The sequence below is a fragment of the Pseudomonas sp. SCT genome, from assembly GCF_003864275.1.
GTDB classification, from domain to species: domain Bacteria; phylum Pseudomonadota; class Gammaproteobacteria; order Pseudomonadales; family Pseudomonadaceae; genus Stutzerimonas; species Stutzerimonas stutzeri_AE.
Window position 1 is genome coordinate 133,124 of sequence record NZ_BDJA01000005.1, and the last position, 25,371, is coordinate 158,494.

Consider the following 25,371-nt stretch of genomic DNA (forward strand, 5'->3'; position numbering starts at 1 on the left):
GCAGCCCGTAGCTAGCGCGACTGATCCAGGCAGTGCTGCGGGCACGGCGCCTGGTATGGCACCGATGGCGGCGGGGGCGCGACCAGTTGGTTGACCAGCTCCAGCGATTTGTCGAATGACGGATAGCCGCTGCGAGCGACGTCCAGCTCGCCGTAGGCTTCGCGATAGTACTCCGCGCGCAGTACATCGGCTTCGGTGAGCAGGTACGGCTCCTGATAGATCTTGTAGAGCAGTGCTACCGCATGGGGATGACCCTTGCGCTTGGCCTTCTCCAGCAGCTCCAGCACTTCCGAAGTCTCCGGGCCCTGGCGAATCAGCAGCAAGGCCTGATAGAACTCGGTCTCGCCACGCCGATCCAGCTTCGCACTGCGGTCGAGCAGGGCCTGGGCCAATTCGTAGCTGTCTTCGTCAGCGATGGAGATCAGGATCTTCGCCTGCATCAGATCGTTCTGATAGAGCAGGCGTTCGGCACGGCAGCTGTCGCTACGGGACTCATCACAGGGTTGGCTGGCACAGCCGCCGAGGGTCAATAGCAGGCCGAACAGCATTGCCTTTTTCATGGCTGAATTGGTACTCCGTTCTCTTTTCGCCAGTATGGGCCGTGCCAGCTTCGATTCGCCAGCGCCGCTTACGTTCGCTCAGTAGGTGGAGCAGGGCGCGTTCATCTGTTGCAGGCCGTAGCGTCTGAGTAGCGTCTGCCAGCGCGCGCTGTGCGGCAGGTCGGCGATGAGCTGCTGGACGAACTGCGTGGTCTCGGCCGGCAGGCTGGCGGTCATCAGCACATGTCGATCGAAAATGTAGAGTGGGCTGGGCGATACGTGCAGCTGCGCGTCCGCGACCTCGGTCAGACCGTAGAAGAGTCGGGAGGAACGGGGCATCAGGGCGACGTCGATGCGCCTGGACATCAGCTTGTTGAGGTTCTGCAGATCGCTGTGCACGTCCTCGCGCCGGATCAGCCCGCGGTCGATGTCGTTTTGCAGTTCCCGGTAACGGTGGCCAAGAACACCACCCAGGCGCATACCGTGCAGCGAGCGCGGCCCCTTGTAGTCGAAAGGTGCGTCGCTGCGGGAGACGAAATCCTGAATGTCGCACAGCAGTGGTCGGGTCCAGCTCGCATTGGCGGTCAGGCGCTCGGGAAAGAACTCGGGTGTGGCCCACAGCAGCACGCCAGGCTCGTTGGCGGCAAGGCGGGCATCGAGGCGCTTGCGCGGCAGCTGAGTCAGCTTGAAGTCGTAGAGACCCTGGTTCGTCGGATGCTCATTGAGCAGCTGCACCAGGGATTCGGAAAGACCCGGGTTGTGCTCGGAGGCGAAAGGCGGTGAAGGCTGGTATGCCCAGACGGCAACAGGCTTGGCCGCCAGGATATGCAGTGGAAACAGGGTCAGCAGCAAGAGCAGCAGTTTCGGCATCGCGATCCTGTTCGGCGAAGGAACCGTCGTGGCGATCTGCCGCAACGAGCCGCTCAAGACTGATTCAGCGTTGCCTGTAACGCAAGTGCGCTCCGCCGATCGGTGCTGCTGAAGGCGTAGTCAGAGGCGTCAGAACCGCTCGTGTTCGCCGACGATTCGCCAATGTCCGACCGGCAGCTTGGCCATGGACAGGCGACCGATGCGGATGCGCTTGCAGGCCAGTACGCGCAGACCGATGGCTTCGCAGAGCAGGCGGACTTCGCCGGGCGCGGGTTCCTTGATCACCAGACGCAGGCGGTTCTCGCTCTGCCAACTGACCTTGGCCTTGGGCAGGATCTTGCCGCGATGGCCGATGCCCTTGGCAAGCAGCGCGAAGCCGTTTTCTTCGGCTTCGCCGCTGACTTCGACGACATATTCCTGTTCCAGCTTGTCGCGCGTGCTGGTCAGCAGGCGGATCACTTCACGCTGCTGGCTGAACACCGTCAGGCCACTGGCCTCGGGGTCCAGCGGCAGCAGGATGTTCTGCTGGAGCAGATGACGCTGCAGCGGCTCGATGCGGCTGGGGTCGTCGCTCCAGTGTTCGCTGGCCAGCAGGACGCGGCGCACGCTGTCGGCATCGGCGTCGATCGCCAGGCCGGCAGGCTTGTGCAGCAGCAGGGTTACAGGCGCGATTTCTCGCGCTGTAGCGCCGTCGCGCAGCTCGATACGCTGCTGGGGGCTGACCTTGAGAAAAGGCGCTTCGACGAGTTCGCCGTCGACCGTTACCCAACCGCCCTCGATATACAGCTCGGCCTCGCGCCGGGAACAGCCGAGTTGCTCGGCGAGGCGTTTGGCAAGGCGTACGGGGTCAGTCATGGTGCGCTCGAAGACGAGAAAGGAGGGGTTGAACGCGGCGAGCCAAACTGCAGGCTCGCCGAAAGCGGTTCAGATGATCACTTCTTGCTGATGGTGATCTGGCGGGACGGACCGTTGGTCTGGCCACTGACGCCGTTGGGGATGGTCTGGACCTCACCGCCGGCCTTGAGGAATGCCGCCATTTGCGCAGCAAGGGATTGGCTGGTTTCAGAGGCGGGTTCGGGTTTGCGCTTGGCGCTGGTGGTTTTCGTAGCCATGGGTCGCTTGTCCTTTAATCAGTCGAACCGGGCATTATACAGATTTGATCAAATTTTGTTCAGTTATTTGTGCCCCGTCATTTCTTGATGCGTTTTTGGCAACCACCAAGGCTGCCGTCTGGTCTTCAATGAAGCCGCTAACGCAGGTTTCGCGACGTTGAACAATCCGGAGGACCATCATGCTGCGTCATGCCTTTTGCACCACGCTCTGCGGTTTCGCCATTGCCGCTTCGTTCCAGGTTTTCGCCGAAGCGCAGCGCTATCCCAGTGAGGCCGGCGAGGTGACGGTCCGCGAGATCGCCGGGGGCTTCGAGAATCCCTGGGCGCTGGCATTTCTGCCGGACGGCGAGCACATGCTGGTGACCGAACGGCCCGGTCGTTTGCGGCTGATCGGGCTGGACGGCAGCCGCTCCGAGCCGCTTGAAGGCGTACCGGAGGTATTCGCCCAGGCCCAGGGCGGGCTGCTGGATGTGCGTCTGTCCCCGGACTTCGATTCCGATCGTCTGGTTTACCTGACCTACGCCGAGGCGGGCGAGCAGGGCAAGGCCGGCACCGCAGTGGGCCGTGGCCGGCTGAGCGACGATCGTGCCCGGCTGGAAAACTTCGAGGTGATTTTCCGCCAGCTGCCGAAGCTGTCCACCGGCGTTCACTTCGGTTCGCGGCTGGTCTTCGATAACGACGGGCATCTGTTCGTCGCGCTGGGTGAGAACAATCAGCGACCGACCTCGCAGGACCTCGACAAGCACCAGGGCAAGGTGGTGCGCATCGGTCTGGACGGCAGCGTGCCGGACGATAATCCATTCATCGGCCAGGAGGGCGTGCGGCCGGAGATCTGGTCCTACGGCCACCGCAATCAGCAGGGCGCCGCACTCAACCCGTGGAGCGGCGTGCTCTGGACTAACGAACACGGCCCGCGCGGTGGCGACGAGGTGAACATTCCCCAGGCCGGCAAGAACTACGGCTGGCCGCTGGCGACCCACGGCATCAACTACAGCATGCTGCCGATCCCCGAGGCCAAGGGTAAGGCGGTGGAGGGTACCGAGCAGCCCCATCACGTCTGGGAGAAGTCGCCGGGCGTCAGCGGCATGGCGTTCTACGATGGCGAGCGCTTTGCGGCCTGGCAACACAGCCTGTTCATCGGCGCGCTGGTGGACCAGTCGCTGATCCGCCTGCGGCTCGATGGCGATCGCGTCGTTGGTGAGGAGCGCCTGCTCAAGGCTCTCGGCGCGCGCATCCGCGACGTGCGGGTCGGCCCCGACGGCTACCTCTACCTGCTGACCGACGCCGGCGACGGCAAGCTGCTGCAGGTGGGCTTGCAGGCCGAGTGATCTGCAGGCATGGCGGCACGGTCGGTGCCGCCGTCGACCATCTGTGTCGCGCCAATCTTCTTATCCCACGGAGCATTCCCGCCCATCGCCTGTCCCACTCTCATTGATGGCCACGCCTGCTGGCCATCGGAAGTCTGGCGGGTTCGATAACAAGATCGAGGGAGATGGGCCGTGGCTGTGGTTATCAGCGGATTGTTCTGCATCATCGTTGGCATTGCACTCGGCGTCGGTGGCGCCAAGGTCATCAGCCTGGGCGGTACCTGGTATTTCGCCATCGTGGCGGCGGGATTCCTGCTGACGGGTGTCTTGTTGCTGATGCGACGTCGCACCGCCTTGTGGGTCTACGCATTGCTCATGCTTGGTGCGCTCGGCTGGGCGGTCTACGAGGTGGGGCTGGACTGGTGGCAGCTGGCGCCACGCGGCAGCATCATCGCGCCGTTCGGGCTGTGGCTGCTGACGCCGTGGATCGCCCGGCGCCTCGGCTGGCAGCATTTCGGCTTTCGTGCCTGGGGTGGTGCGGCGCTGCCGCTTATGCTGGCGGTCGGGCTTTGGGGCGTGGCGACGGTGTATGCGGTGGGACACGACAGCCACGACATCAAGGGCATGTTGCCGGCTCCGCTGGCCCAAGCCTCTGCTGCGGACGATAGCGTGCCGGCGGGCGACTGGCATGCCTATGGGCGCAGCCAGCACGGCCAGCGTTATTCGCCGCTGGCGCAGATCACGCCGCAGAATGTCGACCGCCTCGAACCGGTCTGGCATTACCAGACCGGTGATCTGCGTGGTCCGGATGATCCGGACGAAACCACCTACGAAGTCACGCCGCTCAAGGTCGACGACAGCCTCTATCTGTGTACGCCGCACAATCTGGTGATCGCCCTGGATGCCGAAACCGGCCAGGAGCGCTGGCGCTTCGATCCCAAGGTGCCGCACTCGGTCAACCGCCAGCACCTGACCTGCCGTGGCCTGTCCTATCACACTGCGCCGCAGGGCAGCGATGTCCAGGCCTGCCGGCAGCGGCTGTTCATGCCCACGGCGGACGCGCGGCTGATCGCCCTGGATGCCAAGACCGGTGAAATCTGCCCCGGCTTTGCTGACAACGGCGAGATCGACCTGTGGGCAAACATGCCCCACGCGAAAGAAGGCTTCTATTACTCCACCTCGCCGCCGGTGGTGGCGCGGGATCTGGTCATCATCGGCGGCGCGGTGAACGATAACGTGCGTGCTCAGGAGCCGTCTGGCGTCATCCGTGCCTATGACGTCTATACCGGCCAACTGAAGTGGAACTGGGACCCGGGCAACCCAGATGCCACCGAGCCCATCGCCGCGGGGCAGACCTACAGCGCGAGCAGTCCGAACAGCTGGAGTATTTCCAGCGCCGATGAGGCGTTGGGGATGGTCTATGTGCCGCTGGGCAATCAGGTGCCGGACCAGTGGGGTGGTCGGCGCAACGAGAACAGCGAGCGTTTTTCATCGTCCATCGTCGCGCTGGATCTGGACAGCGGCCAGTTGCGCTGGGTATTCCAGACCGTGCGCCATGATCTCTGGGACATGGACGTGCCGGCACAACCGAGCCTGGTCGACATCCAGACCGAGAACGGTCCGGTTCCCGCCGTGGTGGCGCCGACCAAGCAGGGTGACATCTATGTGCTGGATCGCCGCACCGGCGAGCCGATCCTGCCGGTGCGCGAGGTACCCGCGCCGCAGGGTGCGGCCGAAGGCGACTGGGTCGCCAAGACGCAGCCGGCGTCGGCGCTGTCCTACGAGCCGCCGAAGCTGCAGGGCAAGGACCTGTGGGGCGCCACGCTGATCGACCAGATGATGTGCCATATCCAGTTCCATTCCCTGCGCTACGAAGGCCGTTACACGCCGCCTTCAACCCAGGGCACGCTGGTGCATCCGGGCAACTTCGGCGTGTTCAACTGGGGCGGCGTGGCCGTCGACCCGGTGCGGCAGATGGTCTTCAGCACCCCGGCCTATCTCGCCTTCACCTCGAAACTGATCCCGCGCGAGGACGCTGAAACGACCTACGTATCTGAGCAGGAGCCGTTCCTCAACGAGAATTTCGGTTCGCCTTTCGCGGTGGAGCTGAAGGCCTTCGTCTCGCCCATCGGCCTGCCATGCACCGCGCCGCCATGGGGCTATGTGGCTGGGGCCGATCTGCGCACCGGCAAAACCCATTGGCTGCGCAAGAACGGCACCGTACGCGATCGCTCGCCGATTCCACTGCCATTCAAGATGGGCGTGCCCAACCTCGGCGGGCCGATGCTTACTGCTGGCGGCGTCGCGTTCCTGAGCGGCACGCTGGACTACTACCTGCGCGCCTACGACGTAATGACCGGACGCGAATTGTGGAAGGCGCGTCTGCCGGCGGGAGGCCAGGCCACGCCGATGACCTACCAGAGCCGCTCAGGCCGGCAGATGGTCGTGGTGGTTGCCGGCGGACACGGTTCGCTGGGCACCAAGGCCGGTGATTCGGTGATCGCCTATGCATTGCCACGCTGACTGGCGCTAGAATCGCCGCCTTTATATTCGGGACCGCCCACATGGCCGCAATCGGACGCTACAACAGCCTGCAAATCGTCAAGCACACCGGTTTCGGCCTCTATCTCGACGGCGGACCGGACGGCGAAATCCTGCTGCCCAACCGCTACATCCCCAAGGACACGCCGACCGAGGTGGATGACTGGCTGAACGTATTCATCTACCTCGACAGCGAAGACAAGCTGATCGCTACCACGGAAAAACCCAAGGTGCAGGTCGGCGAGTTCGCCAGTCTCAAGGTCGCCGAGATCAACCGCGTTGGACTGTTCCTCGATTGGGGGCTGCCCAAGGATCTGCTGCTGCCGCACTCGGAAGAGAAGCGGCCGCTGCAGGTCGGCGATTACTGTGTGGTCTACGTCTACATCGACAAGCGCACCCGACGCATCACCGCCACCGCACGCCTGGATCGCTATCTGGACAAGACCCCGGCCAACTACAAGGTCGGCGAGGCGGTGGACCTGCTGATCGTCGAGGCGACCGATCTGGGCTTCAAGGCCATCATCAACGGCCAGCACTGGGGGCTGATTCACAAGAACGAAGCGTTCAAATTCCTCCGCGGCGGCATGCGCGAGCGTGGCTATATCAAGGAGCTGCGTGCAGACGGCAAGATCAGCCTGAGCCTGCAACCGGTCGGCAGCGAGGCGACCGATGCCCTGCAGGCGCTGATCCTGCAGAAGCTGGAGGAAAATCAGGGTTCACTGGATGTCAGCGACAAAAGCCCGGCAGAGGAAATCGCACGCCGTTTCGGCGTGAGCAAGGGCAACTTCAAGAAGGCCATCGGCGGCCTGTACAAACAGGGCCGTATCGTCATCCATCCAGATCGAATCGAGCGCAGCTAAACCAAGCAGGGCGGCTGCAATGGCCGCCCCCGCACGCAGCGCACGCCGTTACAGATCGAGATCGATCTGCCGGCTTCCAGCTTCCTTTCGCAGAGGCTCACCTTGCCCCGCCGCATAGCTCAGCTGGCCGTCGACCAGCCTGGCAGGTGCGGTGAACGGATGGGCCGCGGGCGGCTTGTCATCCTGAATGTGCAGCACTTCGATGCCGCGGGTTTTCAGCACATCGGACACCAGCGAGCGATGGCAGCGCCACCAGAGCACCTCGGCGCACATCATGGCCGTACGCTGTCGCGCCGCCATCTCCAGCAGGCAATGCAAACCTCGGTCGAACTCGGCGCTCTGCAGGTGATCGGCGTAGCCGCGGAACGAGCTGTTGCGCCATGCAAGGTTGGGCGAATCCTTGAGAGGTCGCCGGCGACCACCGAGCTCCTCGAGCCAGGCATAGCCGATGCCCTTTTCACTTAATGCGCTACGCAGCGCTTCGCTGCCGAATTGCGGCAGCCGCCGCGAGCCCGGAAAGCGGCGCACATCGGCAATGGCTTCGATGCCGTGCAGCTGCAGCAGCTCGACGAACGCGTCCAGCGAGCGGTTCGAATGGCCGATGGTCCAGACGGTTAGCGCGTCAGTCATGCAATCGGTCCAGCTTGGTCAGCGCCGACTCTTTATGCATCGCCACGTGATCGGTCTTGTCGCTCTTGATCTCGTACTGCGGTGCATCCGGGCTGGCACGCCGGGTCCGGCCCATGAACTCGGTGTCGGCCGTGTGAACGTGAGTAATGCGACCGCGAACCCGTCCCGCTTCCGAGTTCCAGCTCACGTGATCGCCGACTTTGAATTTATGGCTCATCGCTACCTCCGTCTGCGTCTGTTGGACCTTGCTTTTTTGACCCCATAAGCGCGCCAACGGTTGCCCGGCTTTTCGGGTTCGTCAGGGATTAATACCGTCTTACTTAAGCAAATAAGTTGCGCCGTTCGTCGGGCGAAAATCATAGGATTTAATGCCGCTTGAAAGTTGGCGGATTCAAAAAACCGTCGCAGGCAGAGCGACAAGTTCCTCTAGCAAGGGGGCTAAGCGTGATATCAGATCGATATCTGCACCCATTTATATAATGGCAACTTAATATCGATGACGAATATATGGCGGCTTATTGGCGATAGTTTTACGCCACATGGATTTCCATTATTTTTTAGAACCTATTATAAAGCCGCCACGCAAGACGATTTACCGGTTTGTTCAGGGGGTGGACGGCGGAAAATTTCTTGTAGAACGGTTCGTTTGTTGTGACAACGCGGCTTCCTTTCAGAGCATCGCCCACGACTTATCGACCTCCCGTCACTTTTTAAAGGCTCCGCCTTTGAAGTAGTAAGTTCCGGAGAGACTCAATGTCCACCAACCTGTTTTCCGGTGCCCGCAAGGCACTCGTCGCTTCCGTCGCCATGGCTGCCCTCATGGGCGGCGTCACCGTTGTAACGGTTCCTTACGCTGCTGCTTCGACCACTGTCGCAGCTGCCTCCGTCTCCACCAAGGTCAACGCCTTTACCAATACCGATTGGCTCAATGGTGTATGGCGCACGGGCGCCGGGTTCTCCATTCCGGCCAGCGCTGCCAACCAGGCCGCATTCAAGGCGGGTGCTTCGGTGAAGCTGGCTGACGGCCAGGTTCGCACGATCAGCCGTCAGCAGATCGTCGGCAGCAACATGAGCGTCTTTCTGGAAGGCGCCAAGCTGGACGGTAACAAGGTTGGTGCTCCGCAGATGGTCAGTACCGTAGGTACAGCGACTTCCGCTCCAGCTACTTCCACACCTACGCTGACTGCACCGGCAACCGTCGCTGCGCATTCCACCAGTATTAATGCGTTTACCAGCACCGACTGGCTCAATGGGGTATGGCGCAAGTCACCCGGTTTCTCCATTCCAGCCAATGACGCCAACAAGAATGCATTCAAGGTGGGTGCTTCGGTAAAACTGGCAGATGGCCAGGTTCGCAAAGTTACCCAGGTGTACGTAGCGGGCGCCAATATGAGCGTCTATCTCGATGGCGCTGCGGTGAATGGAAGTGTGGTCGGTGCACCGAACAAGTTGTCGCTGGCTACTACTACTGCGACCGCTCCTGCGCCCACTGCCCCGACAACTTCAGTGGTCGCCACCAGCAATCTGAACAGCTTCACGAACACCGACTGGCTGAACGGCGTGTACCGCACTTCTCCGGGTTTCTCGATCCAGGCCAGCAGTGCCAACATCGCAGCGTTCAAGGCGGGTGCTTCGGTAAGGCTCGCTGATGGTCAGGTGCGCAAGGTCCTGCGCGCCCAGCAGGTCGGCAGCAACATGAGCGTGTTCCTCGAAGGAGCTGCCATCAACGGTTCCACGGTTGGTTATCCAAAGACCGTTTCCGTGATCAGCGAGTCGGCCAGCAGCGCGCCTTCCGCGCCGTCGGTGACAACCCCGCCAACCACCGTGACACCGGCTCCGGCGCCTTCAGCCCCGGACACCACCAATGGCAAACCACTGCTGGTCGGCGTCAACCTCTCCGGTGCTGGTTTTGGCCCCTCGGTAGTTCCGGGCACCCATGGCACCAACTACACCTATCCGGCCGAGTCGTACTACAAGAAGTACGCCGACCTGGGCATGCCGCTGGTTCGCCTGCCGTTCCTCTGGGAGCGCATCCAGCCCAAGCTGGGCACTCCGCTCAACACAGTAGAGCTGGCGCGCCTGAAGCAGTCGCTGGACTTTGCCCAGAAGCACAACGTCAAGGTGATTCTGGACCTGCACAACTACTACCGTTACTTCGGCAAGCTGATCGGCTCCAATGAGGTACCCATCAGCTCCTTCGCCGCGGTGTGGAAGCAGATCGTGCAGGAAGTGGTCAGCCATCCGGCGGTCGAAGGCTACGGTCTGATGAACGAGCCGCACTCCACCAACGGGCTCTGGCCTCAGGCTGCCCTGGCTGCTGCACAGGCAATCCGTACTGTTGACTCCAAGCGCTGGATCTACGTCGCGGGTGATCGTTGGTCGAGTGCCTTCCACTGGCCGTACTACAACACCCAGCTGATCACCAATCCGTGGATGCGCGATCCGAAGAACAACCTGGTGTACGAAGCGCACATGTATGTCGACAAGGACTTCTCGGGTAACTACTTCGACAAGACCGAGCAGTTCGATCCGATGATTGGTGTCAATCGCGTCAAGCCCTTCGTTGAATGGCTGAAGCAGAACAAGCTGCGCGGTTACATCGGTGAGCACGGCGTCCCGGACTTCTCGCCGTCGGCCATCGTCGCCACTGACAACCTGATGACCTACCTGCGTCAGAACTGCATCCCCAGCACCTACTGGGCAGCAGGTCCCTGGTGGGGTGAGTACGCACTGTCGCTGGACGTCACCAGTGGCAAGCACCGCCCGCAGCTGCCGGTACTGCAAAAGCACGCCAAGACTGCACATAGCTGCACCAGCATCGGTCCGCTGTAAGGACTACCCAGCAAAACAGGAACGGGCCTTCGGGCCCGTTTTTGCGTTCTGCTTGCCAAGCGCGGTGCAGCTCGTCGGCTTGCCAAGGATGCGCTATCGCTCTCCTGGCTGACCGATTAGTCAAACAGCCCGCAACCTCCGCCGTTTCGCTTGTTCGAAGTCGTCTGGCGTGCAGCCCACGCGGCGTGCAGCTTGCGCGCTAATCGCGGGCACATCGCTATCAGCGAGTGCTGTAGGCGGTTTTGCCGTCTCGCCCAAAGCGGTCACGCAAACCTGGCGCCAATGCGCGCGACCACCTGGCGAGAATCACGGAACTCGATTTTGGGGGTCCGGTCACCATTAGTGTGCGCACTGAAACTGCACGGCCGCGGCAACCCCGCATTGCTGTGCTTCACGGACCGTGGTCATCCGGCCAAATCCTATGAACCTATAAAAGGTGGACAAAATGACGACACCCGATGAAGAGATCACAGGTTACGGCGGCCAAGCCAGAACCGACTCCCCGCTGACGGGCTCTCCGTCCGGCCAGCCATCCACCCAGACGGGCGCCACCGGTAGTTCAACTTCCGGTTCCGCACCCAGCACCGAAGACATCAAAGCCAAGGCGCGCGACGCCGGTGAGCAGGTCAAGAATCAGGGCAAGGCGCAGCTGGACAGCTACCGCGGCACCGCGGCGGACGAGCTTGAGAAGGTCGCCCAGAGCGCCAAGGCTGCAGCAGCAGAGCTGGAGAACCAGGACAGCACCGGGCTTTCCAGCTACGTCTCCGACGTCGCGCAAAGCATGGTGAACCTGGCTGACAACCTGCGCGGCAAAAGCGTCGATGAACTGGTAGGCGAGGTCAATCGGCTTGCGCGCAACAATCCCGCGCTGTTCATCGCCGGTAGCGTGGCGCTCGGCTTCGGGCTGACCCGATTCGCCCGCGCGTCGAGCCATCGTGCCGACACCGCCGGCGCCCGCGAACCCACGACCGATTACGGGCATTCCGACGCCAGTCGACCCCATCCCACGTCGCCGCTGGGTGTCCCGGCTGATGTGACCGCCGAGACTATGCCCAGCCAGGCTGAAATCGATTCGCGTGTTTCCAGCGGCACACCTGGCGGCACGGTCGGTAGTGTCAGCAACGCAAACATGTCGTCCACCACCGGCAGCAGCAACGGCATCGGCACCAATGGCAAGGGCACAACCGGAGGGCTAAATCGATGAACGAGCAACGTAACCTCAATACGCCTTATGAACCGGTAAATCCCGAACAGGACAGCTCCGTCGGCGGGTTGCTGCGGCAGCTGACCCGGGAAGTGCCGTCTCTTTTCACTAAAGAACTGGCATTGGCCAAAGCCGAACTGAGCGAATCGCTCCGCGCTACCAAAGCCGGTGCGGCAAGCGTCGCTACCGGTGGTGCGGTGCTGCTGGCGGGCTTCATTGTTCTGCTTATGTCGGCCGTTTACTTCCTCGCGACGATGATGGAGCTGTGGCTCGCCGCCTTGATCGTAGGCGTCGTCGTGGTGGTCATCGGGATGATCATGGTTTCGGCGGGCAAGAAGAAGTTCGAAGCTTCTTCGTTCAAACCCGACCGCACCATCCATTCGCTGCAGAAGGATAAAGAAGCCGTCAGGGGGCACGCATGAGTACGCATAATCAGGTAGACCTAGAAGCGCAGAAAGACCCGAGCACCCTGGAGCGTGAGATCGACCAGCAGCGTGCCGAGATCGGCAACATCGTCCATGCACTGGAGAGCAAGCTGTCGCCCGGGCAGATGATCGATACGGCGCTGGGCTATGCCAAAGGTGGTGGTGGCGAGTTCCTGCACAACCTCACCGACACGGTGAAGGCCAATCCGGTGCCGACCCTGCTGACCTCCATCGGGCTGGTCTGGCTGATGGCCGGGCAGAATCGTCGCCCGGATTACAGCGCCAGCACCGCATCCACTGGTCCGTCCATGACAGAGAAGTTGTCGGCGAAGGCCTCCGGCCTCAAGCAGCAGGGCACCGGGCTCAAGGACAAGGCAGCGCAGATGAGCCACGATGCCTCCAGCACCCTGGGCAACGCCCGCCATCGGGTCAGCGACTCTGGCCGGCACGCCGCTGAAAGCCTGCGACACACCGCCGATCGCGCTCGTGGCGGCTTTTCGCAGCTGCTAAATGAGCAACCGCTGGCCCTGGGAGCGATGGGCATCGCCCTGGGTGCTCTGCTCGCCGCATCCGTCCCGCCAACCCGTCGCGAAGACGAACTGATGGGACAGAAAAGCGACGAGCTGACCGGCAAGCTCAAGGCCAAGGCCCGCGAAGGCTACGAAATGGTCAGCGCCGAGGGTGAGCAATTGGCCAGCCAGGTCAAGCACGACCTCGAACGCGACCACGGCCAACCGGCTTCGCGGCCGCACTGACGGGCATCAGGCATGAGCGGCGGATTGCCGTCTCGGGGGATCGCACGGGCTTGAGTCCAACCGCATAACCCCCGATAATCCGCCACCGGCGCCGGTGTAGCTCAGTAGGTAGAGCAGCGCATTCGTAATGCGAAGGTCGCAGGTTCGACTCCTGTCTCCGGCACCAATGAAATCAAAGGGTTAGCTTCGGCTAGCCCTTTTGTTTTTGGGCCGGTGTCCCACAAGTGTCCCATTCTTGTCCCGGCGGCGATTACGCTGTCAGGCGGTACGCGACGTAAGCCAGGACGCCAAAGGCGGCGACGAAGATCCCATAGATCGGCCATAGGCTTCGTTTTCTGGCCTCTGCTCGAGCATCGAGAATCTCTTGCGCCTGAAGGTGCACGTAGGAAGGTGGCGTCCGTGTCTTGGCGGGCCGCTTGATTCGCGTTATCTCGCCTCGAGGACGCTCAGTCGCTTGTGGTTGGGGTGCCGCGTCAGCCCTGAAGTTGTCCCAGGAGGGCTTCTTGCCTTTCTGGCGCAGTTCTTCGCGATACCACTCGCGATCTTCCATTCCCATGTCTGCCTCCTTGCAACCACCGTTTCAATCGCAGCCAATCGTATAGCACTGGCCGCGAAACGCTAGCGATCCGCTCGAGGGGTTTCCAGCAACGCCAGCGGCGAATGACTGAGAACAGTCGCGAAGTGATCCGGCGCCAGATGCGAGTAGCGCATGGTCATCTTTATATCGCCGTGACCCAGGATTCGTTGCAGCGTGAGGATGTTGCCGCCCTGCATCATGTAGTGGCTGGCGAAGGTGTGCCGCAGGATGTGGGTCAGCTGGCCGGGTGTGTGCAGGCCGGTGCGTTCGTAGGCTTTGCGGAACGCCGATCGACAGGAGCTGAACAGCCGCCCCGATCCTGGGTAGCCACGCTCAAGCATCAGCTTCACCAGATCATCCGGCACGGGGATGGTCCGCACGCGGCCATTCTTCGTCCTGGCGAAGCGAACTTGCCCGTTCAGCAGCTGGTTACGGGTGATCGACTCCGCTTCATCCCATCGAGCACCGGTAGCCAGACAGAGCTTGGCTACGGGCAGGGTGTGGCTGTTGGTCGACGCGGCGCATTCATCCAGCACCAACCGGCATTCGTCCAGGGTGAGATAGGTCAGCTCGGTTTCATCGACCCGCAGTTGCCGCAGCTTGGCGACCGGGTTGGCTTCATGCCAGACGCCCAGGCGGATCAGCTCGTTGAACACGGCTTTCAGGTAGCGGTGTTCATGGTTCACCGTTGCCGGAGTGCAGCTCTTGAGCCTTTCGGCCCGGTAGCGGCTGAAGTCCAGAGCGGTGAAGCTGGAGGCAATCGGGTTGCCCAGGGCATCGACTATCGCCAGGGTGCGCCCGTAGCGCTTCTGATCTTTGAGCGTGGCGCCATGCAGTTCGTACCAGACCTGCACCAGATCGGCGAGGCGTTCGCCCGGGTCGCGGCCCCGATGGCTGTACTCCCGGCGCATATCGACCACCCAGCGTTCAGCCTCGCTCTTGGTGCGGAAGCCACGCTTGCGCTTGCGGATGCCGGCTGTTCTATCCAGCCAGAAATCCACGTCCCAGCCGGTTGGTCCTTTGGTGATCAAACAGCACGCCCCCAGCGAACGTGGCGCTCCTCGAGCAGTGCCTTGATGTGCTTGTACAGGTCACGCTGGGTCATTTCCTTGGCGGCGTAGTGGTCACGGATCACCGGCCAACAGTCCCATTGCTGCAGCGTCTCAAACGCCTTTTTTGCGCCCACCCGCTCCCTTGCCAGCAGGCTTACGAAGTTTCCCAGGAACAGTTCCACGTTCTTGCCTGAGAAGCCTCGAGAGGTCTTGTAGTACCGCTTGTATTCGGTGTCATCGACCAGCGAATCCACGGCCACATCTACCCGCACGTCATCGCGCATCAGTGTCCAGATCGGCTCGTAGTAACCAGGGCGAGCAATGAGCTTGAACTGGCGCAGGCCGTATCGCCACAGGCCGTCCAGATGGGCCGAGAAGGCGGCGAAGGAGTCCGTGTCGATGGCTTCCCCGGTCTTCACGTCAATCGAGCCGCTGGCGAATTGCTGGATCACCGAATGGTGATAGCGCAGCTCCACCCGCCACACGTCCTGGGCTGGATCGTAGTTGTCCGGATCAGCCGCATCGAACGAATCCCGACGCCGCCAGACGCTTTCCCAGAAGTCGAGCTTGTCCGTTGCGCGGGCCTGTTCGGTCTTGTTGTAGATGCAGAGCTGAACGCCACTGGCCGAGCCGAACATCGACGTTTCCCCGCGACCGTAGACGCTGGACTTGGTGGCCCACTCGACCTGGCTGATGCCCGATATGTCCCGGTGCGTCCTGGCCCGGCAATGCAGACGTGCCACCAGATCGACCGGAGGTTTCCAGCCTTGCAGGTCCAGGGCGAGGTGGACGGCACACTGGTTGCGTTCGCGGTTGGTCATCACGGCAGCGGCGAAGTAGTCCATCCGCTCTTGCAGCCGTTCCGGCGACAGCGCGTCGATGGCGTGCGGTGATACCTCGATCTTCAGGTGCGGCCCGATGTGCTCCAGCTTGGCGTTGAAGTTTTTGATGAGCAGGATGAAGCCCAGGTCTGCGTTCTGCAGCTTGTACTGGTAGCCTGAGTCGCGGCCCACACGGCCCGAGTGCCAGATTTCCCCGGCAAACTCGACCATCGCGCCCGGCTTCTCGAACAGCGCCATGATCTCGGGGCGAATCAGCCCGCGGTACAGCTGGCGGACCGTATCGACGCCGCAGCGCAGCAGGCGAACGCCTGAGAGGTCCTTGAAGCCGGTATAGCCAATGTCCAGAAACAGCCGGCCGGTGCTGCTTTCCTCGCCGGTGGTTCGATCAACGCGGATGAAATCTTTAACTTGCATCGGTTTTACCTTTATTGAGCTTTTGCCACTGAACCCACAACTGGTTATCTGACGTGTTACAGGGACGTCAGCCGGGCGGCGCGCGCACGCCGGCACAGGCGACGCGCTCGCTCCGCTCGGCGTAGAGCTGTGCAGCCGTGCGCGCGCCAGAGAGCTTCAATCCAGTAATCGAGTCGAACAGGTCGGTTGGGTCATCCAGGCAGGGTTGATCCTGGGTGAGGGCGGGAAGGTGAGGGCGGTTTGGCGGCGGCGTGCCGGCAAGGGCGATGCAGAGCACTAGGCTGGCCAGCCCGAGAAGCAGGTGCGGAAGGAAGTGATGGGCGCGGCGCGCGAGGACGAATAACACCAAGGGCGCTGCCCTTGTCATCCCGCTCTTGCCGCCGAGGGCTCGGGAGCGTGGGGTGGAAAAGCTACCCCACACTCCCAGCGATAGGCTGTTCATGGTCGTGCAGCGTCAAGGGTGCGCTGCGCCCGTGCTTCCGTTCGCCGGAACGGTGAAGCTGTTCCGACGAGCCGGGAGCGCGGCCCTTGACCTTGCAGAGTTGGGAAGGGCGATACGGCCCAGTACGTTGCCGGAACCATGCCGGTCGCGGTGCCGCATCGCCCTGATCGTGCGAATGTCCGAGAAGAACACTTCGTTGGGGTGGGACTCCTGCGCGTTGAGATCAAAGGTCAGGAAATACCCGTGGTCGTACACGCCCTCCATCGGCACCACCATGCCGACGATATGCAGGCAGTACCAGTAGGATTCCGGCTCATCATCCCAGTGCAGCTCGACGAGCACGGTCTGGCCGATGAAGTCCTGGGCGGTGGAGGCATCCACAACAGCGTGCTGGCTAGTCATGGCTGTAATCCCCCGCGGCGAAGCTCTCCTTGCCGCTCAGCAGGTCGGCCCGCAGCTTGCCCACGTTCACCATGCGGAAGTCCGAGAAGGTGACGCTGGGGAGCGTGCCGTTCTCTACCCACTCGGTGACTTCCTCAACCGGAATGCCACTGGCCGAGGCGAAGGTGACGATGCTGCACAGGTTGCTGATGGCGGCGCCCAGGGGCACGACGTTGCTGCCGGTTTGGTCTGCGTTCGGCTTACTCATCTTTGTAATCCCCCGGCACGAAGACGGTTTTGCCCTGGGCCAGATCGGCGCGGATTTGGGCGAGGTTGACTAGGCGAGGGCGGCCCATCTTCACGCTGGGAATGGTGCCGCTCTGCATCCAGGCGATCACGGTGTCTACCGAAACGCCATTCATGGCAGCGTATGTTTCCTTGCTGCAGGTGAGTGCGTTACGGCAGTCGAGGTAGATCACTCGTCTGCCGTCCAGATCGAAGCTCACGTCGAAAGGTGGTTGGTCCAGATGCTGTGTACTCATCGCCTATCCCTGCCTCTGAAATGCTCATAAACTGTGGTTAACGGGTGTTTTGGCAGACAAATATGTTGTCTGTCGGGGCGACTATACAGACAACTATTTTGGCAGACAAACTGTTTGTCCGCTGAGCATTAGAACTTTTCGGAATGAGAGAAGAGCGCATCAGGGCGTTGGTGAAATACCTCAGCCCAGCAGTCGTTGCTAAAAAGACAGGCCTTGACCGGCGACGCTGGGGGACTGTTGCGCACAACCTAAAGGTGAAGGTGCGCATCGAGGACATGGACGCATTGCTAGATGCGTTCCCTGAGTACGAGCTGTGGATCTGGAAGGGGGACGTAGATCCCGCGAAGGGTCAGATCAGCCCGGCCTACGCCGAAGCGGACCTAAAGTTGGCAGAACAAAACGCGGGCAGCAGATAACAGCCGAAGCGGCCCGGCGATGGTTCGGCTGATATATAAAGCTCTAATAATTGCCTCTCGGTATAGGAGACTCGCCTTCAAGCCCCCTTCAAGGCGCCTTTTGCTATGTAGGAGGACCTCATCGCTCCGATAAAGACCAGCTTACGTTTGCGGCGGAAGGGGCGTCGTTCTTGTGAAGAATTCCGTTTTCTCTAAGCCGGGAGAAGATGGTTGTTATCTTTGATGAGTCTCTAATTCCTGTAATATCTCGGGCTTGCCTATTGTTTATAGAGTCAAATTTTTGTAGGAAGTTTGTTATGAGCTGATCTGGTTCGCCCGATAGGCAGTGTCGGATTGAAACTCTGACAAAATTGCCGTCCTCAATAATCTCGGGATTGTTTTTTCCGATGCTTCTCATCTTTTGAAATGCTGTGTTTACCCCTTCTCCCAGGTCTCGGTTGGGGGATGAAGGATAGCGTGATAGTAATCTGACCAGCTTTGCATTTCGAGAGAATCGATTTTCTAGTATATTTGATACTTTAACAAATCCTGGGAGTTTGCCAGGGCTTCTGATTTCTATTCGGTCCTTGAAAACACCAACGAATATGTTGTCGGATATAGAGTAGTCGCGATGAATAACGGCATTGACTAATAACTCCCATATGGTTTCTCTGGGAAAGCTCATTGGTTTTAAACCATCCATAGTCCAAACCTCATGCTTTTTAAGAAGCATCTCTATACATGCGTACGCATCATTTAATTGCTGGTAAATGGGGCCTTCTATAGGGAATACATCGTCTGTAAGATCGTCGCGGTCAGGAGTTTCGTCCGTTGTATCATAGCGAGCAATCCTTATTGCACATTGTTTTGGGAGGATTGCTGAAGGGTTCTCGGAGAACAGCAAAACTGCGGCAACACGAGGGGTCCAATCCTTGTCGACCAGATTCTGCTTAAGCAGAACGTCAAGATTCTCTATGTTATCCGCAGGCAAGAAACCGACAAATTCTTTCAGGAATTTAGAAGACTCAAGCTCATCAATGCTCGCATCAGGAACAATGATGTCCTCATATGAACGCTGACCTTTTGCGTAAGCAAGCTCAGCGATTTTGAAGTTACCCTTTAACTCCTGGGACTGAGCTCCGCGTCGAACAAAAACTTCCTTTCTGCTTGTTTCGTGAACGCTAAGTCCTTTTTCGATCGTTACGTGCAGCACATATCCAGACGTGCCTCTTTGTCGAAGGAATGCACATCTGTAATCGATTGCCGGCTCAGGAAGCCCTAAGTTTTGTATTACTTCGTTAAACTTTTCAACACTATCTACGGGCTTCCATCTCAAGCTGGGGTCCTCTGCCTCTTTCTCATCGGAGACCCCGACTATGAACTCACCGCCATCGGCGTTTGCTAGTGCAACCGCAATTCGCTGGATTTTATCTCCTTTTATGCCGTGAGCTTTTCTATCGAAGAAGTGATCTTCTTGTCTGGTGCAGTAGTAGATTGCATCCTTCTTTGATATTTCTCTAAATTCCATTTTGCCTCTGTGATGTAATTTTGATGAAAAAAGGGAGCAGGTTTATTTTCTGTTGGAGACATGTCACGGGTAGATGCCCTGGAAATCTGCCACGGTAAATCCATTCAATCGCTTGTTTCCTACCAATATGACGGGCACGCCATTGCCGCCAATCGCATCATAGGCTCTGCGGGCGCTCTGGTTTTGTTCGATATCGTGTTCAACAAAGCTGATGCCGTTGCGCTGGAAGTATTGGCGGGCCTGCTTGCAGTAGCCGCACCAGGCTGCTGAATACATGATGACGCGCCGCGATGTCGTGCCCTGAGCTGGCGTGAAGGATTCGTAGCTGACGCTTTCGTAGGAGTTGATCTTGAGCGAGAGCTGCTCGGCTTGGTCCTTGTCCTTTGGCTTGTCGCCGAAATGGACGCGCCCGTTCTCATCCGTCCACTTGTAGATTTCCGCAGAGCAGATCAGCGGCAGGATGGCGATAAGGGCAAGGAGGAGGCGGGTCATACGAGTAGCTTCCATGCAGGGGGAGGGCGTGCTGGCTGACCCAGGAGCGCCACTGTTCAGACGGAAAGGGACCCTTGCAGCCTCAAAACACTATGCAACGGATACTAGCCAATGGCCCTCGTGTACGAAAGCCCGGTTTTACAGGCATCCAGCGGGAGGCTTACAAGCGGCTAACGGCGCTGCCATAGACCTTGCTGCGCTCTCGCTTGCCTACAGCGATCACCGTGACGACGAGTCGGCTGTCGATCACTTCATAAACCAACCGATAGCCGATGGAGCGGAGCTTGATCTTGTAGCAGTTGGGCATGTCCCTAAGCTTGTCGGCCTCGATCCGGGGATTCTTAAGGCGTTCTTTCAGCTTCTTGGCGAACTGCAGCTGGATGGTGTTGCCCAGCTTGCCCCACTCCTTGAGCGCTTGAGTGTTGAACTCCAGGGCGTACTTAGTCGGCTCCGCCGGCTTGCGCGATGAGGTCATCGATATCTACTCGTACAGTAGGTTCACCAGCGCGGGCGCGCACGATTTCAGCCAATCGCAGATCGTCAATCAGCTCCAGCATGGCTTCGTAGCGTGCGGGTGGCACGGCATAGAAGGCTGGTTCGTTTCGATTGAGGATCACGACCGTTTCGCCGCCACCTTCGCGGATGGTGCCCATTGGGTCCTTTTTTAGTTCTGTCACCGACGCCGCAACGTCAGCCAGTACCGTGTAAGTCATCGCCATATCCACCTGTTCTCTGCTATCCGCGCTTCTAGGGTGCCTGAGCTCTATCTATGGGCCGAACCGTCACGCTTCGTTGAGCGAATGAGGGTTCTCTACTGTGGGCCGAGCTATCTTAATTAAGGTCTTCGTAGGTCATTTGTGCGAACGGGGTAAGCGCGCATAGCGTAGCACTCTGAAAAGCACTCTGTAAGATGTTTTTTGATGTGCTTTATGCCTTTGATGTGCGCCGCGATTGAGGTGTCCCAAAACGGGCCGAAATCTACAGAGAGCGGGGCAGAGCGACGACGAAGGCCAGCTGGAGGCCCCGATTTTACTGGCTTCCAGCTTCTGCGATGACAGGTGCCGATCTTTCGTAATGCGAAGGTCGCAGGTTCGACTCCTGTCTCCGGCACCAATGAAATCAAAGGCCCGCAGCTATGCGGGCCTTTTTTTGTTTCCGGCGGTCGGAGCGGACGTTAGCGCGTCTTGCGGGTGCACATGGCGATGCCGACCGAGGTGAAACCCAGCAGGGCGACGACTGCGATCATCACTGCGGCAAAGGCGTTGTCGAACGCTCCTTGCGCCAGACTGATCAGCGGGCCGGCGATGACTTCGGGTAATGCTTCTGCGGCGATCAGGGCACCATCGAGGCTGTCGAGTGCCAGGTCGGGGAGCGCCATCGTGCCCGGCGTGACGATGGCTGCAGCGTAAACCGCGGACATCAGGCTGCCGAGGATGGCGATGCCTAGCGCACCCCCGAGCTCGTAAGACACTTCTTCGATCGATGCGGCCATGCCCGCTCGATCCGCTGGGGCGTGCAGCAGCATCGCGCTGGAGGCGGCGCTCATCGCCGCGCCGACACCAAAACCGAGCAGGCTGAACGATAGGATCTGCAGCCATTGCTCGCCCGCGTAGCCCAGCAAATAGAGCAGGGCACCGACTGCCGACAGGGCCAATGAGGTGCTGAGGATTCGTTCGGCGCCGATGCGCGGCAGCGCCAGCCCAGCAAGCGGTCCTGCGATAAAGGCGCCGAGCGGAATCGGCAGAATGGTCAGGCCAGCCTGCAGCGGCGACAGGCCAGCCACCAACTGCAGCCGCTGGCTGACCACTAGCTCCATGCCCATCAAGGCGGCGGAGGCAACCGACGCGGTGATCACGCCTGCCGAGAAGCTTCGATCGCGGAATAGCGTGAAATCGATCATCGGTACGGCGGTCTGGCGCTGACGGCGCAGGAAGGCCAGCGTGCAAACGACCGCTGTGCATGCCGCTACGCTGGCTTGCAGCAGGGAAGGATCCGCCTTGCCGGCCTCCTTGATTGCCAGCGTCAGCCCAACCAGCGCGCCCATGACCCATAGCGAAGCGAGCAGATCGAAAGGCCGTTGCGGGTTGCCGGGTCTGGACGGCACCCAGATCACCGCGAGTACCAGCGCGAGCAGGACGATGGGTACGTTGATGATGAACACCGAACCCCACCAGAAATGTTCCAGCAGCACTCCGCCGACCACCGGACCGAACGCCGCGCCACCCGAAGCGATAGCGGCCCAGATGCCGAACGCCAGGGCGCGTTCGCGCGTGTCTTCGAACACGTGACGGATGATCGCCAGGGTTGCGGGCATCATCATGGCCGCGCCTACGGCTAACGCAACGCGGGCGGCAATCAATATTTCGGGCGTCGGTGAGAACGCCGCGCCGAGGGATGCCCAGCCGAACACCACAAGACCGGAGATGAACATCCGCTTGTGACCGAAACGATCGCCCAGCGCGCCCATACCGGGCAGCAGGCCCGCAACGGTGAGGGCATAGGCGTTCACGATCCACAGCTTTTCGGTGGCGGAAGCACGCAGCTCGTAGGTCAGGCTGGGCAGAGCCAGGTAGATTACCGTCATGTCGATGACGATCAGCAGGAGGGCGCTGGACAGTATGCCCAGCACCAGCCAGCGAAGAGACGATTTCACGGGCGAGCCTCGGTCTGGATGTGTAGCGCTGTTGGCTGAATATGAACGTTGCGGCAAAATATAAATACATACGTATTTAATTGAAAGGGGCGGGTGTGGGAAGGAAGAGAACGATCGATCGCGATGCGCTGCTGGACGTGGCCGAAGGGATCGTCAATCGACAGGGCGCTGCAGCGCTGACGATCGATGCGGTGGCCAAGGCCGCCGGCATTACCAAGGGTGGGGTGCAGTACAGCTTCGGCAGCAAGGATGACCTGATCAACGCCATGTTCGAGCGTTGGGGTAAGGGTTATACGGAGCAGTTCCAGCGCATCGCCGGCGACCAGCCCGATCCGCTGACCGCGGTGCGTGCACATGTGGAGGCGACTCGTATTTCGGATACCGCATCCCACGCCAAGGCGGCAAGTCTGATGGCCGCTCTGCTGCAAACGCCCGAGCATCTGCTATCGACCCAGGCCTGGTATCAGGAGCGTCTCGCCGGACTCGACACTTCAACCGAGGAAGGGCGTCGCGCTCGGCTGGCGTTCTTCGCTACCGAGGGAATTTTCACCCTGCGCTTTTTTCGCTTGATGGACATCGATGAAGGGGAATGGGCGGATGTCATGAGCGACATCGCGGCGTTGGTTCGCCTGGACAGCTGACAGGCTGGTCGGCAGCTGGCGCTCCGACAACACGGAAGGAAGCGCGTGGCGCTTTGGGGGCGGGTATCGGGGCAAGTTGGCACTGCCCAGCAAGTGGGCTGCCTGCGATGTGAGAGATTGGATGCCGGAATCGGCACATGACCGGGGCGCAGCCGCACGGGCTGCGCCCCTTCTTCGTTACAGAGTGACTGAGATACCCGCCTGCAGCGTACGAGGTTCGCCTGGGTAGGCCCAGATGTTGCCCCAGGCGCGCTCTTCGTACTCTTCGTCGAAGACGTTATTCAGGTTCAGATTCAGGCGAACCCGTTCGGTCAGCGGGTAGTAGGCGAGCAGGTCGACGGTGGTGTAGGCGTCCATGTCGAAGGCGGTGTTCGAGGCGCTGCCCTTGCGGTCGCCGACGTATTTGATGCCCATCCCGACGCCGAGCCCGGCCAGCGGGCCTTCGGCGAATTCATAGGTGTCCAGCAGGTTGAAGCTGTGGCGCGGCACGTTGGCCAGGCGCGTGCCCACCGGCATCGATGCGCTCGAGCTTTCGGTGACTTCGGCATCGACGTAGGCGTAGCCGCCGATCACGCGCCATTGCGGGGTGATGTTGCCGGCCACGCTGATGTCGAAACCGCGGCTGCGCGCTTCGCCGGCGGCGACCTGGTAATTGCTGTCGAGTGGGTCGCTGGTCAGCACGTTTTCCTTGGTGATGTGGAACAGCGCCGCGGTGACGCTTAAATCATGTTCCGGCAGGTCGTACTTGATACCGACTTCGTGGGCGATGCCTTTTTCCGGATCGAACGCCTGGCTGCTGCGGTCGGCGCCGCGGTTGGGCTTGAACGAGCGTGAGGTGTTGGCGTAGACGGCCAGCGCTTCAGTCAGGTCGTAGATCAGCCCGAAACGAGGGGATACGGCGTTGTGAGCCTGATCCCAGCTGCCCGCAGGGGTGAGCTTGTTATCGTAACGCTGCTCGAAGCGCTCAAGGCGGGCGCCGACCTGGGCCTTCAGGCGCTCGGTGAGGGCGATCTGGTCCTGCAGGAAGAACGCATAGGACTTCAGGTTTTCGTCATCGTAGGTGGTGGTGCGGGTCAGTGCCGGCAGCGGTTGGCCGTAGACCGGATCGTAAAGATCGATGGGGAAGTCGGTGGTCGAGCCGCCGGAGCGACGGATCAGCGAATCGTAGTTGTATTCATCGAACTCCACGCCGAGCAGCAGCGTGTGCGCCAATCCCGCGGCGTCGAAGTGACCTTCCAGGTTGGCCTGCACTGCCAGGTCATTCCAGTTCAGCCAGCGCTCGCTGTAGTTACGGCCTACGGTGCGGCCATCGGCGGAGACAGCGGTGGTGGGGAGGCCATTGTTCTCCACTGCACCGCCGTCCAGGCTGCCGTCCAGGTACTGGATACCGCCGCGCAGCATCCATTGACTGTCCAGCTGGTGTTCCAGGCGCAGTTGCGTGGTGGCGTTCTGGTTGGTCAGCTTGCCGGCGCTTTCCTCACCAAGGAAGCGATCGCGCGGCAGGTCGCCGGCCTGGTTGGGGTAGCGGGTCAGGCCACGGTCCAGGGGATGGCGATTGTGCAGGTAATCGCCTTCGAGGATCAGCGCGGTGTCGTCGCTGAGCTGCCAGCGCAGTACCGGTGCGATGTTGTAGCGCTCGCTTTCGACGTGGTCGCGGAAGCTGTCGCTGCCTTCGGCGACGAGGTTGAGGCGATAGGTGAAGGCTGCGCTGTCGTCCAGGGCACCGGTGGTATCCAGCGTGCCGCGGCGAAGGCCGTCGGTATTCACCTGGCTGCCGAGCACCGTGCGGCGCTCTGCCTGCGGCTGCTTGCTGACAATGTTGAAGGTGCCGCCGGGGTCGCCGCGCCCGTACAGCATCGAGGCCGGGCCGCGGAGTACTTCGATGCGCTCCAGTGTGCTGGCGTCGGGCATGTTGGGGTAGCCGCGGTTCACCGCAAAGCCGTTACGGTAGAACTCCTGGGTGCTGAAGCCGCGCACCAGGAACTCGGTCAGGCCCTGGCCACCGAAGTTGTTGCCGCGTTCCACGCCGCCCGCGTAATCGAGTGCGTCTTCCAGGCGCGTTGCGCCGATGTCTTCGACCACCTGCGCCGGCACGACGCTGATCGACTGCGGGGTTTCATGGATTGCAGTGTCGGTGCGGGTGGCGCTGGCCGAGCGGGTTGCCCGGTAACCCTGCACCGGCCCGTCGGCGCGCTCGGCCGATGCGGTGACCTGCATCTCCTCCAGTGCCAGCGGTTCAGCGGGCGGTTCGTTGCTGGCCGAGGCCACGATAGGGCAGGTGAGGGCGGGAATCGCGAGCATCGGGAGAAGAAGGCGCCGCATCGAGTGATCCTTGAG

Annotated in this window: 27 protein-coding genes and 1 tRNA gene; 9 read left to right on the forward strand and 19 right to left on the reverse strand. The window is 60.9% G+C overall.

Annotated features, from left to right (window positions below; genetic code table 11):
* Window positions 1–11: 11 nt before the first annotated feature.
* From BHD08_RS14130 to BHD08_RS14145, 4 genes are all read right to left on the reverse strand, one after another.
* Window positions 12–560, reverse strand: a complete 549-nt coding sequence (locus tag BHD08_RS14130; RefSeq protein WP_038661913.1) for a hypothetical protein — start codon at window positions 558–560, stop codon at window positions 12–14.
* A 78-nt stretch (window positions 561–638) separates the two neighbouring features.
* Window positions 639–1,409: an ABC transporter substrate-binding protein gene (locus BHD08_RS14135; protein WP_125023032.1), complete on the reverse strand. Its 771-nt coding sequence runs from the start codon at window positions 1,407–1,409 to the stop codon at window positions 639–641.
* A gap of 129 nt (window positions 1,410–1,538) precedes the next feature.
* Window positions 1,539–2,264: an RNA pseudouridine synthase gene (locus BHD08_RS14140; RefSeq protein ID WP_125023034.1), complete on the reverse strand. Its 726-nt coding sequence runs from the start codon at window positions 2,262–2,264 to the stop codon at window positions 1,539–1,541.
* A 77-nt stretch (window positions 2,265–2,341) separates the two neighbouring features.
* Complete coding sequence (locus BHD08_RS14145) at window positions 2,342–2,521, reverse strand: hypothetical protein (RefSeq protein ID WP_015277667.1); 180 nt, start codon at window positions 2,519–2,521, stop codon at window positions 2,342–2,344.
* Between the two features lie 179 nt (window positions 2,522–2,700).
* On the opposite strand from BHD08_RS14145, the gene BHD08_RS14150 reads away from it, so the two are divergent.
* The 3 genes from BHD08_RS14150 (at window position 2,701) to BHD08_RS14160 (ending at window position 7,229) form a co-directional block, all read left to right on the forward strand.
* On the forward strand, window positions 2,701–3,849 hold the full coding sequence (locus BHD08_RS14150) for a PQQ-dependent sugar dehydrogenase (RefSeq protein WP_125023036.1): 1,149 nt from the start codon (window positions 2,701–2,703) through the stop codon (window positions 3,847–3,849).
* Window positions 3,850–4,020: 171 nt separating this feature from the next.
* A complete protein-coding gene (locus BHD08_RS14155; RefSeq protein WP_125023038.1) occupies window positions 4,021–6,351 on the forward strand; it encodes a glucose/quinate/shikimate family membrane-bound PQQ-dependent dehydrogenase in 2,331 nt (776 codons plus the stop codon).
* 41 nt (window positions 6,352–6,392) lie between these two features.
* Entirely contained in the window at window positions 6,393–7,229 is an 837-nt protein-coding gene (locus BHD08_RS14160) for a S1 RNA-binding domain-containing protein (RefSeq protein WP_125023040.1), read from the forward strand.
* Between the two features lie 48 nt (window positions 7,230–7,277).
* On the opposite strand, the gene BHD08_RS14165 is transcribed toward BHD08_RS14160, so the two are convergent.
* Window positions 7,278–7,859, reverse strand: a complete 582-nt coding sequence (locus tag BHD08_RS14165) for a DUF488 family protein (protein ID WP_125023043.1) — start codon at window positions 7,857–7,859, stop codon at window positions 7,278–7,280.
* Complete coding sequence (locus BHD08_RS14170) at window positions 7,852–8,076, reverse strand: DUF2945 domain-containing protein (RefSeq protein WP_125023045.1); 225 nt, start codon at window positions 8,074–8,076, stop codon at window positions 7,852–7,854. Before BHD08_RS14170 ends, BHD08_RS14165 begins: the two co-directional genes overlap by 8 nt.
* A 536-nt stretch (window positions 8,077–8,612) precedes the next feature.
* Between BHD08_RS14170 and BHD08_RS14175 the strand changes: the two genes are divergently transcribed.
* From BHD08_RS14175 to BHD08_RS14195, 5 genes are all read left to right on the forward strand, one after another.
* Complete coding sequence (locus BHD08_RS14175; protein ID WP_125023047.1) at window positions 8,613–10,691, forward strand: glycoside hydrolase family 5 protein; 2,079 nt, start codon at window positions 8,613–8,615, stop codon at window positions 10,689–10,691.
* A gap of 445 nt (window positions 10,692–11,136) precedes the next feature.
* Window positions 11,137–11,895 (forward strand): hypothetical protein, encoded by a 759-nt coding sequence (locus BHD08_RS14180; protein ID WP_125023048.1) that lies wholly within the window; start codon window positions 11,137–11,139, stop codon window positions 11,893–11,895.
* Window positions 11,892–12,317: a phage holin family protein gene (locus BHD08_RS14185; protein ID WP_015277659.1), complete on the forward strand. Its 426-nt coding sequence runs from the start codon at window positions 11,892–11,894 to the stop codon at window positions 12,315–12,317. Before BHD08_RS14180 ends, BHD08_RS14185 begins: the two co-directional genes overlap by 4 nt.
* Window positions 12,314–13,075, forward strand: a complete 762-nt coding sequence (locus BHD08_RS14190) for a DUF3618 domain-containing protein (protein ID WP_015277658.1) — start codon at window positions 12,314–12,316, stop codon at window positions 13,073–13,075. The genes BHD08_RS14185 and BHD08_RS14190 overlap by 4 nt, the downstream gene beginning before the upstream one ends.
* A 90-nt stretch (window positions 13,076–13,165) precedes the next feature.
* A tRNA-Thr gene (locus BHD08_RS14195) sits at window positions 13,166–13,241 on the forward strand.
* Between the two features lie 84 nt (window positions 13,242–13,325).
* On the opposite strand, the gene BHD08_RS14200 is transcribed toward BHD08_RS14195, so the two are convergent.
* From BHD08_RS14200 to BHD08_RS14265, 12 genes are all read right to left on the reverse strand, one after another.
* Window positions 13,326–13,631 carry a hypothetical protein gene (locus tag BHD08_RS14200; RefSeq protein WP_125023050.1) on the reverse strand — a complete coding sequence of 102 codons (306 nt, stop codon included), beginning with the start codon at window positions 13,629–13,631 and terminating at the stop codon, window positions 13,326–13,328.
* A 62-nt stretch (window positions 13,632–13,693) separates the two neighbouring features.
* Window positions 13,694–14,683 carry a tyrosine-type recombinase/integrase gene (locus BHD08_RS14205; protein ID WP_125023052.1) on the reverse strand — a complete coding sequence of 330 codons (990 nt, stop codon included), beginning with the start codon at window positions 14,681–14,683 and terminating at the stop codon, window positions 13,694–13,696.
* On the reverse strand, window positions 14,680–15,960 hold the full coding sequence (locus tag BHD08_RS14210) for a hypothetical protein (protein WP_125023054.1): 1,281 nt from the start codon (window positions 15,958–15,960) through the stop codon (window positions 14,680–14,682). Before BHD08_RS14210 ends, BHD08_RS14205 begins: the two co-directional genes overlap by 4 nt.
* Window positions 15,961–16,027: 67 nt before the next feature.
* Window positions 16,028–16,402, reverse strand: a complete 375-nt coding sequence (locus BHD08_RS14215; protein ID WP_177412682.1) for a hypothetical protein — start codon at window positions 16,400–16,402, stop codon at window positions 16,028–16,030.
* A 12-nt stretch (window positions 16,403–16,414) separates the two neighbouring features.
* Window positions 16,415–16,804, reverse strand: a complete 390-nt coding sequence (locus tag BHD08_RS14225; RefSeq protein WP_125023058.1) for a hypothetical protein — start codon at window positions 16,802–16,804, stop codon at window positions 16,415–16,417.
* Complete coding sequence (locus BHD08_RS14230; protein WP_008570048.1) at window positions 16,797–17,051, reverse strand: hypothetical protein; 255 nt, start codon at window positions 17,049–17,051, stop codon at window positions 16,797–16,799. The genes BHD08_RS14225 and BHD08_RS14230 overlap by 8 nt, the downstream gene beginning before the upstream one ends.
* A complete protein-coding gene (locus BHD08_RS14235) occupies window positions 17,044–17,325 on the reverse strand; it encodes a hypothetical protein (protein ID WP_015277650.1) in 282 nt (93 codons plus the stop codon). Before BHD08_RS14235 ends, BHD08_RS14230 begins: the two co-directional genes overlap by 8 nt.
* 534 nt (window positions 17,326–17,859) lie before the next feature.
* A complete protein-coding gene (locus tag BHD08_RS14245; protein ID WP_125023063.1) occupies window positions 17,860–19,248 on the reverse strand; it encodes an ATP-binding protein in 1,389 nt (462 codons plus the stop codon).
* 63 nt (window positions 19,249–19,311) lie between these two features.
* The gene (locus tag BHD08_RS14250; protein ID WP_125023065.1) at window positions 19,312–19,740 is read right to left on the reverse strand and encodes a glutaredoxin family protein; all 429 of its coding nucleotides are present in this window, start codon (window positions 19,738–19,740) and stop codon (window positions 19,312–19,314) included.
* 160 nt (window positions 19,741–19,900) lie between these two features.
* The gene (locus BHD08_RS14255; protein WP_125023067.1) at window positions 19,901–20,215 is read right to left on the reverse strand and encodes a type II toxin-antitoxin system RelE/ParE family toxin; all 315 of its coding nucleotides are present in this window, start codon (window positions 20,213–20,215) and stop codon (window positions 19,901–19,903) included.
* On the reverse strand, window positions 20,181–20,453 hold the full coding sequence (locus tag BHD08_RS14260; RefSeq protein WP_170910101.1) for a type II toxin-antitoxin system Phd/YefM family antitoxin: 273 nt from the start codon (window positions 20,451–20,453) through the stop codon (window positions 20,181–20,183). Before BHD08_RS14260 ends, BHD08_RS14255 begins: the two co-directional genes overlap by 35 nt.
* 461 nt (window positions 20,454–20,914) lie before the next feature.
* A complete protein-coding gene (locus BHD08_RS14265) occupies window positions 20,915–22,393 on the reverse strand; it encodes an MFS transporter (protein ID WP_125023069.1) in 1,479 nt (492 codons plus the stop codon).
* A 95-nt stretch (window positions 22,394–22,488) separates the two neighbouring features.
* Here BHD08_RS14265 and BHD08_RS14270 point away from each other — a divergent pair, with 95 nt between their 5' ends.
* A complete protein-coding gene (locus BHD08_RS14270) occupies window positions 22,489–23,034 on the forward strand; it encodes a TetR/AcrR family transcriptional regulator (RefSeq protein ID WP_125023071.1) in 546 nt (181 codons plus the stop codon).
* Between the two features lie 177 nt (window positions 23,035–23,211).
* On the opposite strand, the gene BHD08_RS14275 is transcribed toward BHD08_RS14270, so the two are convergent.
* Entirely contained in the window at window positions 23,212–25,356 is a 2,145-nt protein-coding gene (locus BHD08_RS14275) for a TonB-dependent siderophore receptor (protein ID WP_125023073.1), read from the reverse strand.
* Between the last annotated feature and the right edge of the window lie 15 nt (window positions 25,357–25,371).